The sequence below is a fragment of the Succinivibrio dextrinosolvens genome (assembly GCF_900116345.1).
GTDB classification, from domain to species: Bacteria; Pseudomonadota; Gammaproteobacteria; order Enterobacterales; family Succinivibrionaceae; genus Succinivibrio; species Succinivibrio dextrinosolvens_B.
Genome location: NZ_FPAH01000018.1, coordinates 33,555 through 49,766 on the forward strand (window position 1 = coordinate 33,555; position 16,212 = coordinate 49,766).

The following is a 16,212-nucleotide window of genomic DNA, read 5'->3' on the forward strand; positions in this document are numbered from 1 at the left end:
TTCAAGCATGTTGAATGTTTAGTAAATTTAGAAATCTTTCAACTACGCGTAAAATTTAGTTTTTCAAGGCCTGTCTTTGCAAAATGAAAATAATCAGGTTTATTGATCCTGTAAAGTTCCTATATAATTTGAATTGGAAATGTATAAGGAACAGCAATGGCAAAGAAAAAGATCATAGTGGGCATGAGCACTTTATCTGAGATTAGAGAAAGTAACTCCATTTATGTTGATAAAACCAGATTTATTGATTATTTAGAGAACAGCGCAGGAACAAAGGTCCCTGTGTTCCTGCGACCTCGACGCTTTGGCAAAAGCCTTACTGCAAGTATGCTTCACAGCTACTATGATATTTCTGAAAAAAATCAGTTTGAAAAGAATTTCAAAGGCACCTGGATTTATGATCACAGAACTCCTCTTGCCAGTTCCTACTATGTCATTCATTTTGATTTTTCAAATGTTTCCTCCGACCCTGCACAGGTTAACAGAAGTTTCATATTCTCAGTTGCTGCCAGCATTTCCAACTTTACTGATAAGTATCCAGAGCAGAGCCTAGCAAGAGAAGAACTTGAACCTTCTCTGTATAAAAATGCTACTGAGCTTCTGACTAAATTTCTGACAAAATTTTCAGGTAATGTCGGTGCTGGTGAATATCTTTATGTCATCATTGATGAATATGATCACTTTGCCAATGAAATTCTGACCAGAGACAAAGAAGCTTTTAAGGATATAACTTCAACGGCTGAAGGTCATGAAGGACTTATAAAACAGTTTTATGCCCAGCTTAAAGCCTATTATCGTGGCAATCGCACAGGAGGAATCGACAGATTCTTTATCACCGGTGTTTCATCAGTTTCTCTAGATTCAGTAACCTCTGGCTTTAATATCGCAACTAACATCAGCTTAAAACCTGATTTTCATGAAATGATTGGTTTTACTCATGATGAGCTTTCAGAGGTTATTAATGATACTTTGGATTTTACAAAGTTTCCTGATATAACCAAAGAGCAGATAATGCAGATTATGGAAGAAAACTTTGACGGTTATGCTTTTGAGAAGAAAGCAAAGGATAAAATGTTTAATTCCAATCTCTGTCTTGCCTATCTTGAGAGTGTGATTTCAGAAAGGGAACTTCCTTATCCGAATAAAATATCCCTAAATGATGATGCAGGCAAGCTGAGAGGAATGCTGAATCTCTGTGAGGATAATGTTAGAGAGGAAATAGTTCAGGCAATGTTTAATAAAAAACCAATTGCCTCCGAACTCCCTGACAAGATGAATCTGAACAGTACCAATTATTTTGATAAAGCTCAGATGATATCTCTGCTTTATCATTTAGGCTATCTGACAATTGATACAGAAACTTCCCAGAAAAAGGGGATAACCAGCTTTGTTATTCCAAATAGAGTCTATGAGAATCTGTTTTTAGACTACTGCCGCATGTCTATAGACTACAGTGCAGATGCCTACAAAGATTTATCGCCTATGTTTGAAGAGTCTGCTGATATAACTCCTCTTTTAAAGATAATAACAGAACAGATAGAGACCAAGCTTAATCCTCAGTATTTGGGAAAATTCACAGAGATGTCACTGCAGCTGATATGTGACAGTATCATTAACAACAGCATTTATAGAAAACTTACTTCCTACACTGAGTTTTATACAGGAAAAGGCTTTGCCGATATATTCGTTAAGAATACCTATCCTAACGGACACTATTTCCTGCTTGAACTTAAATATCTGCATAAAAAGGATGACAGCGAAGCAGCAGTAGACGCAAAACTTGCTGAGGCTAGAGAGAAAATCGAAAGATACCGTGAAGGTGCTGTGCTCAAGGAAAAAGTCGGTAATCATCCTCTTGACTGCTATGCCATCGTCTTTGTCGGCTCCGAGTGCAGATTGTGTCAGAAGATAGATTAAAGTAACCACTAATGAAAGATTCAATAGTATTTATCGCCCCAAACGCTCATATGACGGCACTGGCACAGAGTGCCATTTCACAGTTGAAACTTAATATTCCTGTAATTGAAGCCTACGATTACAATGCTATTGAAGCTCTCAGAAAATACCCTTCCTGCCATATTGTCATAAGCCGCGGCGGTACCGCCAATTATTTAAAGGGTATCAAGGGACTTACCGTAGTTGATCTTACCGCATCCTTCTTTGATATTCAGAAATCTCTAAATGAACTTATAGCCAAAGGCTGTACAAAGATCGCAGTGGTCAGTCAGGACAATGTTATCGGCCCTACCCCGGCAGAATTCTCGATTAACGGTATAGAGGTGGAACTGCATCCCTGCTCAAATGCCGAAGAGATTATGAACACCGTAAATACCTGTGTCAGAAACGGTGCTGACGGTATTGTCGGCTGTGTGGTTGCCATTGAGACCGCAAGACAGCATGCAGTAGAAATCTCCCCTGTAGAAGTTGATTTCTATTCAGTAAAAAAAGGTATTCTGCAGGCACTGGAGCTTGAGAGAAATCTTGATAATCAGGAAAGGACCATCGACCGTCTGGAGTCGCTTTTAAACAACATCGAAGAAGGTGTAATCATCTTTGATGCCGAGAATAAGCCAATTCTCTACAACGGCTATGCCTGCAGAGTCATGAGACCGGAGCCTCTTGATAACTGGTACAGAGTGCTGGAAACAGAGATTAAGTCCACCTCCGAGCAGGCCAGGGTTATCTCTTTAAATCAGAACAAGGTCCTGATCCGAGTAATTCCCCTGGCCCACGATTCACTTGAAGATAAGGTGGTGATCCTGCAGGATAGTACCGCCATTGAGGAGACTGTAAAAACCATCAAACTCTCCTCCTATGAAAAGGGTCTTTACGCCCGTCATAACTTCAAGGACATAATCTACTCCTGCCCTTCCATGGAGGACACGGTATCTTTGGCCAAGAGCTTTGCCAATTCAGATTCCACCATCATGATCTTCGGTGAAACCGGTGCCGGCAAGGAAGGTTTTGCCCAGAGTATTCATAACTACTCCCCTCGTGCCAAAAAGCCTTTTGTATCTGTAAACTGTGCCTCCCTGCCTCAGGGACTGGTAGCCTCAGAACTCTTCGGTTATGTGGAAGGAGCTTTTACCGGAGCAAGACGCAACGGTAAAAAAGGACTCTTTGAAATGGCACAGGGAGGAACTATCTTTTTAGATGAGATTACTGAAATCCCGCTTGAGGTTCAGAGTCAGTTCCTGCGTGTAATTCAGGAACGTGAAATCATGCGTATCGGTGATGACAAGATCATTCCTCTGGATATCCGCATCATCTGCGCCTCAAATAAAGAAATCATGACCTTATGCGAAGAAGGTAAATTCAGATACGATCTCTACTATCGGCTGAATGTACTGAGTCTATCCATTCCTCCTCTTCGTGAGAGAGGCGATGATATTATCCTGCTGTTTAAATCCTTTATCGCAGGCTTCTGCAAAAAGAAAGTAGATGACATCTTTGTTGATAATGAGGTTCGTGACATTCTCCTAAACTACAGCTGGCCTGGTAACGTAAGAGAGCTTCGTAATGTGGCTGAGGCCTTATCCTTCTATGGCAGTGACATCAGAAAACAGAATGTTGAGAAGATCCTCTACAGAAACAGCATGGCTATAAATACCAGACATTCTACCGAAGATGCTGTCTTCAGGGATGATTTAACTCTTAAGGAGCTTGAACGACAGTACTATAAATACATGATCTCCCGCCATTCCAACTCCGAGGTAGCAAAGCTTGCCGGCATCTCCCGTTCAACGCTGTGGAGAAAAATCAAAGAGCTTGATGAGACTTCTTAACTTTTCTCGTTAATCTTAACTTTTGTGATCTTTTTCAAAAACAGATGTTTTATTTTTAAACATCATAAAACATCTGTTTAGTCATTTCTGTTCGATTTTGAAACATACAAAACTGTATTTCCCTTCATTACGGCATTTTCTTCAGTTGGCACAATCGTTGCTATATTGGTATTCGTTCATAACAACACCTCAAAATGTTTGTTGAAACAAAAATACAATTTGTGAACATAAGGAACAAAGATATGAAAAACATTCTAACCAAAGCTACCCTGGCAGCATGTCTTGCTGCTGTAATGACTATCGGTGCATCAGCAGCTCAGGCAGATGATACCGTTGTACTGCGTGTAGGATATGCAAACAATCCTGGCGAGCCTTTCGATTTAGGTTGTCAGAAGTGGAAAGAGATTATTGAGGAGCGCTCAGGCGGCAAGTTCAAGATTGAGCTTTACCCATCATCACAGCTAGGCTCAAAGGATGACGTAATGGATCAGATGGTTGCAGGCGAACCTGTATGTACTCTGACCGACGGCGCCTTCTTCTATGATCGCGGTGTAAAAGATCTGGGTATCGTTTTCGGACCATTCCTTTTCAATACCTGGGATGAGGCCTTCAAGCTAAACAGCAGCCAGTGGTATCAGGATCAGGCAAAGCTTGTAGAAGAGAAAGCTCACCTCAAGATCATCGGTACCGACTGGAAGTACGGTGCACGTCATACTCTGACCACCAAGCCAGTTAACAAGGTTGAAGATTTCAAGGGCATGAAGATCCGTGTTCCAACAAACAACATCCAGGTTAAGGGCTTTGAGGTTTTAGGTGCAACTCCTACCCCAATGGCTTTAGGTGAAGTTTACACCTCTCTGCAGCAGGGAACCATTGACGGTGTTGAGAACCCACTAGCAGTTCTATACAACGGCAAATTCCATGAGGTTGCTAAATATCTGCTCTTAGACGGTCACGTCTTCAACATCACCAACATCGTTGTAGGTACTGATTTCTACAATTCTCTAACTCCTGAGCAGCAGAAGCTTCTGGTTGAAACCTGCCATGAAGCTGCTATGTATCAGAACAAGATTGTTGATGATTCAGAGGCAGACATTCTTGCTAAATTCAAAGCTGAAGGTGTAACTGTGGTTGAGCCTTCTCCTGAGTTCAAGCAGTCCTTAATTGATACCTCAAAGAAGTTCTACTCTCTTCCAGACTTCAAAGACTGGACTCCTGGTCTATATGACACTGTAAAGAAAGCTATGCAGTAGCTTTTTGCAGGACCGTCGTAAGGCGGTCCTGCCTGTATCAAAAATTCATTATATTTCAGATAATTATGAAAAAATCAAATTTCATCGTTAATATAGATCTGCTCCTAGCAGCCATAGCTCTGACCGTTCTGGTCTGTGTAACCTTCGGCGGAGTGATTATGCGCTACTTTGTAGGCAAGCCTATCATCTGGGCTGAAGAGGTTCAGCTGTGGTGCTTTCTGTGGATGACCTTCCTGGGTGCAGGTGCTGCCTTCAGACACGGAAGTCACGTGGCAGTTGAAATGGTGGTCAGTCTATTTCCTCAAAAAATCCAGAAGTTCATTGAGAAAATGGATTACGTCATCTGTATGGTGGTACTGGGTTATTTAGGATACCTAGGCTGTGACATCATCAAACTGATGATGAAGATAGGTAAATCAACCTCTATCCTGCATGTACCTTTCTATTTTATAAACGGTATTATACCAGTATGCTGTGTGCTGATGATGGTATCTCTGACCTATGCAACCTTCTTTATGAAAAAGGAAGATTCCAAGGATGAGAAACACATCTCAGACGATTCTGAGGAGGAGAAATAATCATGGATTTTTCTATCGGTCTGTCCTCAGTTCTGCTTTTAGTATTTCTGTTTTTAAAGGTTCCGGTTTTTATTTCAATTCTTGGAGCAGCCGCCACCTATTTTGCACTTCACACTGAGATTAACTCTGTTATTCTGGCTCAGCGTGTTCTGGCAGGCTCTCAGTCAATTCCGCTTTTAGCCATACCTTTCTTCGTATGTGCCGGCGTGTTCATGAACTACACCGGTGTAACCAAGAGAATCGTGGATTTCTGTGAAGCGGTTGTAGGCAATATCATTGGCGGTATCGGTCATGTTACCGTGCTGGTGGCAACTCTTATGGGAGGTCTGTCCGGTTCAAACCTTGCAGATGCTGCTATGGAAGCTAAAATGCTGGTGCCAGAAATGGAGAAAAGAGGCTTTTCAAAGGCCTTCGGCTCTGTTCTGGTTGCAACCTCAGCTATTATCACTCCGCTGATTCCTCCTGGAATTGCAATGATTATCTACGGCTCAATTGCCAACGTTTCAATCGGAAAGCTCTTCGTCGCAGGTATCGGTCCTGGTGTAATTCTCTGTATAACCCTGATGATTCTTGTAGCCCTTGTCTCCTACAAGCGCGGCTATAGAAGCACCATAAAGGTTGACACTTCAGCTTCAAGAGTCTGGAAAACCTTCCGCGGAGCCTTCCTGCCTCTGTGTCTGCCTGTAATCATTATCGGCGGTATCCGTATCGGAGCCTTTACTCCAACTGAAGCCGGCTCTGTAGCTATCGTCTACTCCCTGTTTTTAGGTTTCATCTACCGTGAAATGACTTTAAAGGATGTTATCCGCGGTATGAAGGAGACCGTGCTGACCTCCTCCGCCATCATGCTGATTATTGCTGCAGCCTCTGCCTTTGCCTGGGCTTTAACCAAGGAGAAGGTTCCACAGTACTTTACAGGACTCTTCATTGAGCATCTTAATAATCCTGTAATCTTCCTTCTGTGTGTAAACCTGTTCCTTCTAATCATCGGCATGTTCATCGAAGGCAACGCCGCCATGATTATTCTGGTACCACTGCTGGCTCCTTTGGCCAAGCACTTCGGTATCGATGAGATCCACTTTGCAATGGTGGTTATCTTCAACTTCGCTCTAGGTGCCATCTCCCCTCCAATGGGAACGCTGATGTTTGTTACCTGTTCGATTACCAAGTGTCCAATGGGTCGCTTCATTAAAGAGGCAATACCATTCTACATTCTACTGTTAGGCTGTCTGCTGCTTTTAACCTTCGTTCCAAGCTTCAGTACCGCCCTGGTTAACCTGATTTACTAAGTATGTTTAAGGATTATCTGTTATGAAAACCATTATTATTCCAAAGCCTGGTGAGGTAAAAATCATTGAAACTCCTATGCCTGAACCAAAAGAAGGAGAGGCTTTATTAAAGGTACTGCGCGGCGGTATCTGCGGAAGTGATCTCGGTACCTACCGAGGCACCTTCGCCTATGCCTCCTATCCTAGAATCCCAGGCCATGAGTTCTCTGCCAGAATCGAAAAGCTCAACGGAGATGCCTCAAAGTACGGACTTAAGGAAGGCATGGTTGTTACCTGCAATCCTTACTTCAACTGCACCAAGTGCTATTCCTGCGAACGCGGTCTTCTAAACTGCTGTGAGCACAATGAGACCTTAGGAGCCCAGAGAGACGGTGCTTTCTCAGAGTACATCACCATGCCTTTTGAGCGTATCTATGACGGTAAGGGACTTGATCCTGCTGAGCTTGCTGCGATTGAACCATTCTGCATCAGCTACCACGGAGCAGTTACCCGTGGTCAGGTAAAGAAAGGCGACAAGGTTCTTGTAATCGGTGCAGGTACCATCGGTGCCCTTGCTGCAGTTGCCGCAAAATCTCAGGGTGCAACCGTCTATATTGCCGATGTGGCCCAGAAGAAGATTGACTACGCGGTAAAGAGCTTCAATCTTGATGGCGGCATCATCAACAACGGAGATGACTTCGTAGAGAAATGCATGAAGATCACCGACAACAAGGGATTTGATGTGGCAATTGAGGCGGTTGGTCTGCCATCCACCTTCCAGAATGCTATCGATGTTGCAGCCTTTGGCGCCAACGTTGTGCTTATCGGTGTAGGCAAGAAGAACCTTGATTTCAACTTCACTCTGCTGCAGAAAAAAGAGCTTAATGTCTACGGTTCTCGTAATGCACTTAAGAAGGACTTCCTGAATCTAATCGATCTGGTTAAGGCTGGAAAGGTTGATCTTAAAAAGGCAATCACCAATACCTATAAGCTTGACGATGCACCTCAGGCCTTTGCAGACTTTGCAGCCCACGGTGCTGACATGCTGAAGGTGGAAATAGATTTCACAGCTTAAAACTCCTGAAACTCTGTCTGCAGTGTAGCAGCTGCAGACACTTTTACTAATTAACAACATTTAAAATTCAATCAAAACGGACATATCAGAAAATGACAAAACTAAACCTTGCATTAAAACCAGAATGCAATTCAGATCTTCCAGTTAAAGCAATTCAGTTTGGAGAAGGTAATTTTATTCGCTGCTTTATCGACTGGATGATTTATCGTATGAACAAGCAGAACCTGTTCAACGGAAGAGTAATTGCGGTTCAGCCAACACCAAGGGGAAGAACTGTACCGGTACTCAAAGAGCAGGACTGCCTGTTCACCGCAATTCTTCATGGTTTAGACAACGGTAAACTGAAAGAAACCTTTGAAATCATAAACTCCATAGCTGCAGCACGTAATCCTTACGATAAGGCTGACTTTGAAAAGCTGAAAGAAGATTTTAAACTCCCTACCCTTGAGTTTATTTTCTCCAATACTACCGAAGCCGGTCTGATTTATACCAAAGAAGAATTACCAGAAGAAGGGTGCGTGCTGTCATTCCCAGGAAAACTTACCCAGCTGCTTTATGAAAGATTTAAAGCCTTCAGAGGCGTAGAGAATGCCTGTTCAGTTGCAGGATTAAATATCCTCCCATGTGAGCTTATTGAAAACAACGGAACAAAATTAAAAGAAATAATTCTAAAACATGCCGATGACTGGCACCTAGGCGATGAGTTTAAAGCTTATGTATGTGAAGACTGCGTATTCTACAATACCCTTGTAGATCGTGTGGTATCAGGCTATCCAAAGGCAGATGCAGAACGCTATGCAAAGGAGCTTGGCTATGAGGATGCCCTTATGTCCACCGGCGAGGAGTTTTGCTTCCTGGCAATTGAAGGCTCTGATGAAATCAGCCGCAAACTGCCATTAAAGCAGGCAGGCCTAAATGTTGTTGTAGCACCGGATATCACTCCTTACCGTCTGCGCAAGGTAAGAATTCTGAACGGCGCTCATACCTCAAATGTACCTGCAGCCTTCCTTGCAGGTCTTGATACCGTTGATCAGATGATGACCGATAAGGTTACAGGACCATTTGCACGTTCTGTAATCTACGATGAAATCATCCCTGCTGTTAAGCTTGATAAGGGCATGCTGAAAGAATTTGCTGACGCTGTTGTGGACAGATTCATGGATCCTTCCCTTCATCATCAGTTAGCATCAATTCTGATGAACTGCGCGTCAAAGGTTAAGGCTCGTGTTATTCCTTCAATTCTGGATGCAAGAGCTGACAATACCCATCCGGTAAAACTCTATTTTGCCCTGGCAGCCTTCTTTGCCCTATACAGAAATTCTGACGGCACCTCACCAGTTAAGGTTTCAAGGGCTGATGGCAAATCAGGTGAGTTCCAGGATGATGAGTATGCAGTAAAGACTATGGCTCAGGCCTGGAGTCTCTATAAGGATTCAGAAGAATCAGCAGTTGAAACCGTTAAGACAATTCTCTCTGACACTAAGCTCTGGGGCGAGGATCTTACCGTAAGCCTTGATGTAAAAAAGATTGCCAAACTTACCCACAGCGTTGTTGCCAAGGGCGTAAAAGAAACCATGGCAGAGTGTTAGGAGACAGATAATGCAGTGCGTAGTTATCAATCCTAAAGAGGATGTTGTCGCTGTCGCCTTAGAAGATCTGAAAAAGGGTCAGACTGTAAAAACCACTTTGGGAGACGTGTCCTTAACAGATGACATTCCACGTGGTCATAAGTTTGCTCTTTATGATCTCAACGAAGGCGATCAGATTATCAAGTACGGATATTCAATCGGACATGCCACCTGCAGAATCACTAAAGGCCAGCATGTACATTCTGAAAATGTAAAAACCAATCTCTCAGGAACAAAATCCTATACCTATAACAGGGCTCCTCAGGCAGCCCTGAAAAAGGTAGATAGAACCTTTGAAGGCTATGTAAGAGCAGATGGTCAGGTTGGAATCAGAAATGAGGTTTGGATTATCCCTACCGTATTTTGTGTAAATCATATTGCCAAAGAGCTTGAAGCCTACGCCAGAGAGAAACTGTCCTCATATTCTCATATAGACGGCTGCTATGCCTTAACTCACCCTTACGGCTGCTCTCAGATGGGAGAGGATCAGACAACAACTCAGAAGCTTCTAGCATCCCTCACCCGTCACCCTAATGCCGGTGCGGTGCTGATTCTGGGGCTTGGCTGTGAGAACAACAATCTGTCAGTATTCAAGAACTTTCTTGATCTTTCTGATGAGAGACTAATGTTTTTAAATACTCAGGATGTTGAGGATGAACTTGAAGCCGGCTACGGAATTATTGATACACTTCTGAACAAGGCTAATCAGGCCCAGAGAGAGACGGTACCATTATCAAAGCTTAGAATCGGACTTAAATGCGGCGGTTCAGACGGTCTTTCCGGAATCACCGCAAATCCTCTAATCGGAAGAGTAAGTGATCTCATAGTAGGTTCAGGCGGAACCTCAGTCATGACCGAAGTTCCAGAAATGTTCGGTGCTGAACAGATTCTGATGAACAGAGCCAAAAATGAGGAGATCTTCGATGAGACAGTAAACCTTATCAATGACTTTAAAGGTTATTTTAAAGCTCATGGCGAGACGGTTTCAGAGAACCCATCCCCAGGTAACAAGGCAGGTGGTATCACCACTTTAGAGGACAAATCTCTAGGCTGTGTTCAGAAAGGCGGCAAGGCTCAGGTTGAAGGCACCATCAGATATGCTGAAACCATAAGAGGCACAGGACTTAATCTTCTGAACGCGCCTGGTAATGACGGTGTTTCCTGCTCAGCTCTGGCAGCCTGCGGTGTGAATATGATTCTTTTCTCCACCGGAAGAGGAACTCCTTTCAGTACCGTAGTACCTACCATCAAGATCTCCACCAACAATGCGCTTTATGATAAAAAAGGCGGCAACTGGATTGATTTCAATGCAGGTGTAATTGTGGACGGAAAGGATTTTGACGAGCTGGCGCTGGAGCTTTTGGATTACATAATCGCCATTGCCTCAGGACAGAAATCCGTCTCAGAGAAGAGAGATTTCCATGAACTTTTAATCTGGAAGGATGGAGTAACCCTCTAGTTAACATAAGACAGCATAGAATCTTAGTAAAAGTTGTCTACCCTAAGATCATGATCATACGCCCGCTTCTCTGCAGGGCGTATAATCTGAAGGATAAAACATACTTTAATTACTACAAACATAGTCAGGAGAACATACATAATGGAAAAAGGTTTACTGCTGACAGGTGAACCAATGGGCCTTCTGATTGCCAAGCAGGAAGGCGCACTTGAAACCGTGAAGGATTATTCACTGGATGTTGCAGGTGCTGAATTCAATGTTGCAACTGGAATTGCCCGCCTGGGCCATAAGGCCACCTATCTTACAAAACTAGGCAATGATCCTTTCGGCAAGCTGATTGAGAATGCAATCAAACAGAACGGTATTGATAACTCTCAGGTCAGATATTCAGATACCGAACGTACCGGCTTTATGCTAAAAGGTAAAGTATCCAACGGTGATCCTCAGATCTTCTATTTCCGTTCAGGCTCAGCTGCCTCAACACTATCAGAGAGCGATGTTGAAAGCGTAGATTTCTCAAAATTCTCAAATCTGCATCTGACAGGAATCATGGCTGCAGTTTCAGAATCAACTCTGAAGGCTGTTTACAAGCTCATTGAACTTGGCCGCAAAGCCGGACTCTACATTTCCTTTGATCCTAATCTTAGACCTCAGCTGTGGAAATCAAAGGAGATTATGGTCAGAACCTTAAATGACATCGCCTCAAAAGTGGATATGGTTCTGCCAGGTGAAGGAGAAGGAGACATTCTCTGCGGCAGCAGTGATCCTAAAAAGATTAATGAGTTCTACCTTAACAACGGAGCCTCCTGTGTAATCACCAAATGCGGTCCGAAAGGAGCCTTCTGCAGTACCCGTGACGGCGATATAAAGGTCGCAGGCTTCATCATTGATAAGGTGGTAGATACAGTCGGTGCCGGTGACGGTTTTGCAGCCGGAGTACTTTCTGCCCATATGGAAGGACTTCCTCTTGAGAAGGCGGTAGAGAGAGGCTGTGCCATTGGCGCAATTCAGTGCACCTTCAGAGGAGATAATGAAGGTCTGCCTACCCCTGAGGAATTAGAGAAATTCATAGCATCACACAAGCGCTGTGTTTTTTAGGAGATAAAAATGAAATTCAAAGTATTAAGCGAGATTGAAGCAGTCGGTATTGTTCCTCTGGTAGTGCTTGAGGATGCTAAACAGGCAGCACCTTTAGCTCATGCCTTATGCGACGGAGGAATTCCAATTGCAGAGGTAACCTTCAGAACCGCTGCAGCTGCCGAGGCTATCAGAAATATGGTTAAAGAGTGTCCTGATATGCTGGTAGGTTCCGGTACTGTGCACAACGTCGATCAGGCCTGGGCAACTCTTGATAACGGAGGAAAGTTTGTAATTACACCAGGCTTTAATCCAAAGGTTGTGGACTGGTGTTTGAAGCATGATCTTGCAATCTGCCCTGGCACTGTAACCCCATCTGATCTTGAGCCGGCTTTAGACTTCGGTCTTGAAGTAGTTAAGTTCTTCCCTGCAGGCGCCTACGGCGGCACCAAGACACTTAAGGCGCTGGCTGGTCCTTATGCCTCAATCAAGTTTGTTCCTACAGGCGGTGTAAATCTTGAGAATCTATCAGAGTACCTAAGTCTTAAGAACGTTGCTGCGGTTGGCGGAAGCTTTGTTCCTGATCCTAAGCAGGTTAAGGCAGAGGATTACAAGGGAATAACCGCATCCTGTCAGGATATTCTTGCAAAGGTTAAAGCAATTCGCGGATAAAGATTTTTTGTTTGATTGTATGCAAAACGGAGGTCTTAGATCTCCGTTTTTTTTGCACCAAATCACATTTCGTGATGCTTGCCTAATTTTTTCAATTCAAAAACATTAAAAAATGTTAACCATCTGAAAAACGTGTAAAATACATTTTGCCTATATAAAAAATAATTAACAATAATTCTTAATAATAAAAATTATACCCTATGGGAAGCGGGGCCAAACTACAGGAGTTTTTATGAAGTTTTCTTCTGCATGTATACTTCTCACAGCTATAGCTTTTAACTGTTTATTTATAACAGGTTGTTTCAATAAAACGGCAAAGATCGTTCCAAACAATTGGAATTGCCGTCCTGATACCACTTCTGCACTGTCTCACAGAATTGAAAAACTTGAACAGGAAGGAAAAATAGATAACGCTTCGGATTTTATTGATCGTTGTCAGCTGGATAAACTTGGAATCTTCAGTGAAGATTACGAGAAACTATGTAACAGTGAGGATTTCAAGGCAGCTGAAGAAAAACTGATTGCAAAGTGGAAAAAGGAAGCCAATATAGCCTATACCGAGGAATACTGAAAGGTTCCGACCTATTGCCTTTCCTTCCAGAAAAATGGAGCTCAATGGCTCCATTCTTTAATTCTGGCAGAATACCTTTTTAAAGCGCTTTAAAGCTTCTTTTAAAGTATCCTTGGTACAGGCAAGATTGATTCTTATAAAGCTATCCTGAGGAGAGTGATACATCTCTCCGTCATTTATATAAAGTTTGCCTTCATCTATTAGTTTGTTCTTTATCTCTTCGCCACTAAGCTCAAGTGAGGAACAGTCCACCCAGGCAAGATAGGTACTCTCAAGAGGGGCAACTCTGATATCAGGATAATTCTCAGTAAAGAAGGCTTTTAAAATCTGATAGTTCTCCTGAATATAGTCGTTAAGCTCTAAAAGCCAGTCATCACACTCTGTATAGGCAGCTATGGTTGCAGCAACACCGAATACATTGACATCACAGATTTCATTGATATTGATCTGACGGTCGATTCTGTACTGATAATCTTTATTTCTACAGATAACATGAGCACTCTTAAGACCTGCAATATTAAAGGTCTTGCTTGGAGCTCCAAGGGTAATCAGATGATCGTTGTACCCCTCATTAACAGTTGAGAAGGCATGAAAGATACTGCCTTTTGGTCTGATATCACAGTGAATTTCATCAGAAATAACAATCAGATTATGTGCTCTGGCAATCTCAGAGAGCCTCTTAAGCTCATCTGAATGCCACAGTCTTCCGGATGGATTGTGAGGATTGCAGACTAAAAGAACTCTGGCCTTCTCTGAGGATGCCCTCTTTTCAAGATCATCAAAATCAATAGAGAACTTTCCATCCCTATATAACAGCCTGTTCTCTGAGGCTACCAGACCGGAATTTCTGATACAGCTGAAAAAACAGTTGTAGGCAGGAGACTGCAGGATGACCTCATCCCCAGGCTGTGTCAAAGCCTGAAGTACGGCTGTCAAAGCAGGAACAATACCTGGGACCGGCATAATCCAGTCGCGCTCAAGATCAACTCCGTAATGTCTTTTGTTAAAAGAGATGATGGCATTGTAATAGTCATCATTCTCGGTTGCATAACCAAATACACCATGAGCGGCACATCGGTTTACAGCCTCATAGATAGGAGGAGCAACTTTAAAATCCATATCTGCAACCCACAAAGGCAGCAGATCGGGATCAGACAGAGTATCCCACTTGTAGGAGAAGGTACCGCGTCTGTCTACCTTCTCATCAAAGTTAAACTTAACCATTCACGACCTCGATTACACAGTCATTAGGAGCTTTGGCATTTGCATCTCTGATAATCTCTCCCACTGACTCGACTATAATTTTTCCGCTGAGAGGATTCTTTATGCTGGTAACATGACCTTTAATCTGTGCATCAATTGAGGAATACTCAAAGGCCAGATCACAGTCCTCATCAAAGGAGCAGTTGATAAGCTTGAGATTCTTTGCGTAGCACAGAGGCTGTGTCCCCTTGATCTTACAGTTTATAAGAGTCAGGTTTTCTGAGTGCCAGCCTAAAAACTCACCTGAAATACTGCAGTTTTCAACGGTTACGTTTTTAGCTTCCCAGAAGGCATCCTTAGTCTCAAGATTACTGTTTCTGATTGTTACATTGGAACAGTTCTGGAAGGAATAGTTACCGTGCAGCTCAAAATTCTCCACCTCAATATTGGAGCTGTTCATAAAAATGTAATCAGCATGAACCGCCTTGATATGAGAAGCAGTGATGTCAGTACAGTCCCATAAGGTTTCCAGAGCATCTGTAAACTCAACATTCTCAAGCTTTAAACCGCTGCAGCGTCTGAACATTTTAGGCGCAATTACCAGAGTATCCTTCATGGTTAAATCATGAGAGTACCAGATGGCTGCTCTGCCGCCGGTTTCAAACACACATTTCTCAATCAGGGCATGATTGGCGTGCCAGAAAGGATATTTTCCGCTAAAGGATGAATCAGTACAGGTAACATTGGTACACTCTTTGATTGCAGACTCACCGTTTAGAACCTTAATCTTGGAAAGAGAAAGATCACTAAGATAAAAAAGAGGTCTTTCGCCTTCAAATTCTTTGTTTTCAATAATATTCATATGTATTGGATTATTATCGCTTTTTATCGTTAAACATCAGTTAGCCGGAGTTTAACACAAAAGCAAAATGATGAAATTGAGCAAAGTAAAAAGAATTCTCAATTGGTAAAAATTTCTCTTCAGAAAGAATACTCTTTTCCAAAGGAGTGAGCATTTAACCAATCTTTAACCTCTTGAAGTATAAGTGTTAAATAATTTTTGTCCTGTAAAATAAAATTCAGTAATGGTGAAAACAAACGGGAGTATTCATGAAGAAATTTTCAGGATGTATTCTGCTTTCAGCGATAGTTATTAACACTTTTTTTCTAACCGGATGCCACGATAAAACAGCGCAGATAGAACCAAATAACTGGAACTGCAGACAGGATGACACTTCTGAACTGGCCCATAGAATAGAAAAGCTTGAGCATGAAGGTAAAATCGATGATGCTTCAGAGTTCATCGATCATTGTCAGCAGGATAAGCTGGGAATTTTCAGTGAAGAGTATGAGAACCTGACCTTCAGCAACAACTACGAAACCGATCATGAAAAACTCTTTGCCAAGTGGAAAAGAGAGGCTGCCGCACAGTCAGGTGCGTACTGATCCTCTAGCATTTTCTCTCAATCAGAACAGAAGGAATACTGAGAAGAAATTTTCTTCTAACACTTTCTTATATCAAGGCACAAACAAATTCTAAACAATTCGCCATGAAGCAATGGCTTTATCTTTTGAACTTATGACAATTGGAATTCTGATTAGATCTTTTAGAGGAAGAATCTCTCCGTAGCGTTTATCCAGAA

At 42.6% G+C, this 16,212-nt stretch carries 14 protein-coding genes; 12 read left to right on the plus strand and 2 right to left on the minus strand.

Features of this window, described 5'->3' with window-relative positions:
- Window positions 1–156: 156 nt before the first annotated feature.
- From BM308_RS07250 to BM308_RS07300, 11 genes are all read left to right on the plus strand, one after another.
- The gene (locus BM308_RS07250) at window positions 157–1,917 is read left to right on the plus strand and encodes an AAA family ATPase (protein ID WP_074944096.1); all 1,761 of its coding nucleotides are present in this window, start codon (window positions 157–159) and stop codon (window positions 1,915–1,917) included.
- A gap of 11 nt (window positions 1,918–1,928) precedes the next feature.
- Complete coding sequence (locus BM308_RS07255; protein ID WP_074944098.1) at window positions 1,929–3,785, plus strand: sigma 54-interacting transcriptional regulator; 1,857 nt, start codon at window positions 1,929–1,931, stop codon at window positions 3,783–3,785.
- A gap of 242 nt (window positions 3,786–4,027) precedes the next feature.
- A complete protein-coding gene (locus tag BM308_RS07260) occupies window positions 4,028–5,038 on the plus strand; it encodes a C4-dicarboxylate TRAP transporter substrate-binding protein (RefSeq protein ID WP_074944099.1) in 1,011 nt (336 codons plus the stop codon).
- 65 nt (window positions 5,039–5,103) lie between these two features.
- Window positions 5,104–5,616, plus strand: a complete 513-nt coding sequence (locus BM308_RS07265; RefSeq protein ID WP_074944101.1) for a TRAP transporter small permease — start codon at window positions 5,104–5,106, stop codon at window positions 5,614–5,616.
- 2 nt (window positions 5,617–5,618) lie between these two features.
- Window positions 5,619–6,905, plus strand: coding sequence for a TRAP transporter large permease (locus BM308_RS07270; protein ID WP_074944102.1), 1,287 nt, complete (start codon window positions 5,619–5,621; stop codon window positions 6,903–6,905).
- Window positions 6,906–6,927: 22 nt separating this feature from the next.
- Window positions 6,928–7,959, plus strand: a complete 1,032-nt coding sequence (locus tag BM308_RS07275; protein ID WP_074944104.1) for a zinc-binding alcohol dehydrogenase family protein — start codon at window positions 6,928–6,930, stop codon at window positions 7,957–7,959.
- A 92-nt stretch (window positions 7,960–8,051) separates the two neighbouring features.
- Window positions 8,052–9,548: a tagaturonate reductase gene (locus BM308_RS07280; protein WP_074944105.1), complete on the plus strand. Its 1,497-nt coding sequence runs from the start codon at window positions 8,052–8,054 to the stop codon at window positions 9,546–9,548.
- A gap of 10 nt (window positions 9,549–9,558) precedes the next feature.
- Window positions 9,559–11,046 carry a UxaA family hydrolase gene (locus BM308_RS07285; protein WP_074944107.1) on the plus strand — a complete coding sequence of 496 codons (1,488 nt, stop codon included), beginning with the start codon at window positions 9,559–9,561 and terminating at the stop codon, window positions 11,044–11,046.
- A 141-nt stretch (window positions 11,047–11,187) separates the two neighbouring features.
- A complete protein-coding gene (locus tag BM308_RS07290) occupies window positions 11,188–12,144 on the plus strand; it encodes a sugar kinase (protein ID WP_074944108.1) in 957 nt (318 codons plus the stop codon).
- Window positions 12,145–12,153: 9 nt separating this feature from the next.
- Window positions 12,154–12,795 (plus strand): bifunctional 4-hydroxy-2-oxoglutarate aldolase/2-dehydro-3-deoxy-phosphogluconate aldolase, encoded by a 642-nt coding sequence (locus BM308_RS07295; RefSeq protein ID WP_074944110.1) that lies wholly within the window; start codon window positions 12,154–12,156, stop codon window positions 12,793–12,795.
- Between the two features lie 232 nt (window positions 12,796–13,027).
- Window positions 13,028–13,366 (plus strand): hypothetical protein, encoded by a 339-nt coding sequence (locus BM308_RS07300; protein ID WP_074944111.1) that lies wholly within the window; start codon window positions 13,028–13,030, stop codon window positions 13,364–13,366.
- Window positions 13,367–13,423: 57 nt separating this feature from the next.
- On the opposite strand, the gene BM308_RS07305 is transcribed toward BM308_RS07300, so the two are convergent.
- Both BM308_RS07305 and BM308_RS07310 read right to left on the minus strand, forming a co-directional pair.
- The gene (locus BM308_RS07305) at window positions 13,424–14,590 is read right to left on the minus strand and encodes a MalY/PatB family protein (RefSeq protein ID WP_074944113.1); all 1,167 of its coding nucleotides are present in this window, start codon (window positions 14,588–14,590) and stop codon (window positions 13,424–13,426) included.
- Window positions 14,583–15,431, minus strand: coding sequence for a DUF3737 family protein (locus BM308_RS07310; RefSeq protein WP_074944114.1), 849 nt, complete (start codon window positions 15,429–15,431; stop codon window positions 14,583–14,585). The genes BM308_RS07305 and BM308_RS07310 overlap by 8 nt, the downstream gene beginning before the upstream one ends.
- A gap of 248 nt (window positions 15,432–15,679) precedes the next feature.
- On the opposite strand from BM308_RS07310, the gene BM308_RS07315 reads away from it, so the two are divergent.
- Window positions 15,680–16,015 (plus strand): hypothetical protein, encoded by a 336-nt coding sequence (locus BM308_RS07315; RefSeq protein ID WP_074944116.1) that lies wholly within the window; start codon window positions 15,680–15,682, stop codon window positions 16,013–16,015.
- Window positions 16,016–16,212: the final 197 nt, after the last annotated feature.

Coding starts and splice junctions, on each gene's coding strand:
- BM308_RS07250 (WP_074944096.1), top strand. CDS start 157: ATGGCAAAGAAAAAGATCATAGTGGGCATGAGCACTTTATCTGAGATT.
- BM308_RS07255 (WP_074944098.1), top strand. CDS start 1,929: ATGAAAGATTCAATAGTATTTATCGCCCCAAACGCTCATATGACGGCA.
- BM308_RS07260 (WP_074944099.1), top strand. CDS start 4,028: ATGAAAAACATTCTAACCAAAGCTACCCTGGCAGCATGTCTTGCTGCT.
- BM308_RS07265 (WP_074944101.1), top strand. CDS start 5,104: ATGAAAAAATCAAATTTCATCGTTAATATAGATCTGCTCCTAGCAGCC.
- BM308_RS07270 (WP_074944102.1), top strand. CDS start 5,619: ATGGATTTTTCTATCGGTCTGTCCTCAGTTCTGCTTTTAGTATTTCTG.
- BM308_RS07275 (WP_074944104.1), top strand. CDS start 6,928: ATGAAAACCATTATTATTCCAAAGCCTGGTGAGGTAAAAATCATTGAA.
- BM308_RS07280 (WP_074944105.1), top strand. CDS start 8,052: ATGACAAAACTAAACCTTGCATTAAAACCAGAATGCAATTCAGATCTT.
- BM308_RS07285 (WP_074944107.1), top strand. CDS start 9,559: ATGCAGTGCGTAGTTATCAATCCTAAAGAGGATGTTGTCGCTGTCGCC.
- BM308_RS07290 (WP_074944108.1), top strand. CDS start 11,188: ATGGAAAAAGGTTTACTGCTGACAGGTGAACCAATGGGCCTTCTGATT.
- BM308_RS07295 (WP_074944110.1), top strand. CDS start 12,154: ATGAAATTCAAAGTATTAAGCGAGATTGAAGCAGTCGGTATTGTTCCT.
- BM308_RS07300 (WP_074944111.1), top strand. CDS start 13,028: ATGAAGTTTTCTTCTGCATGTATACTTCTCACAGCTATAGCTTTTAAC.
- BM308_RS07305 (WP_074944113.1), bottom strand. CDS start 14,590: ATGGTTAAGTTTAACTTTGATGAGAAGGTAGACAGACGCGGTACCTTC.
- BM308_RS07310 (WP_074944114.1), bottom strand. CDS start 15,431: ATGAATATTATTGAAAACAAAGAATTTGAAGGCGAAAGACCTCTTTTT.
- BM308_RS07315 (WP_074944116.1), top strand. CDS start 15,680: ATGAAGAAATTTTCAGGATGTATTCTGCTTTCAGCGATAGTTATTAAC.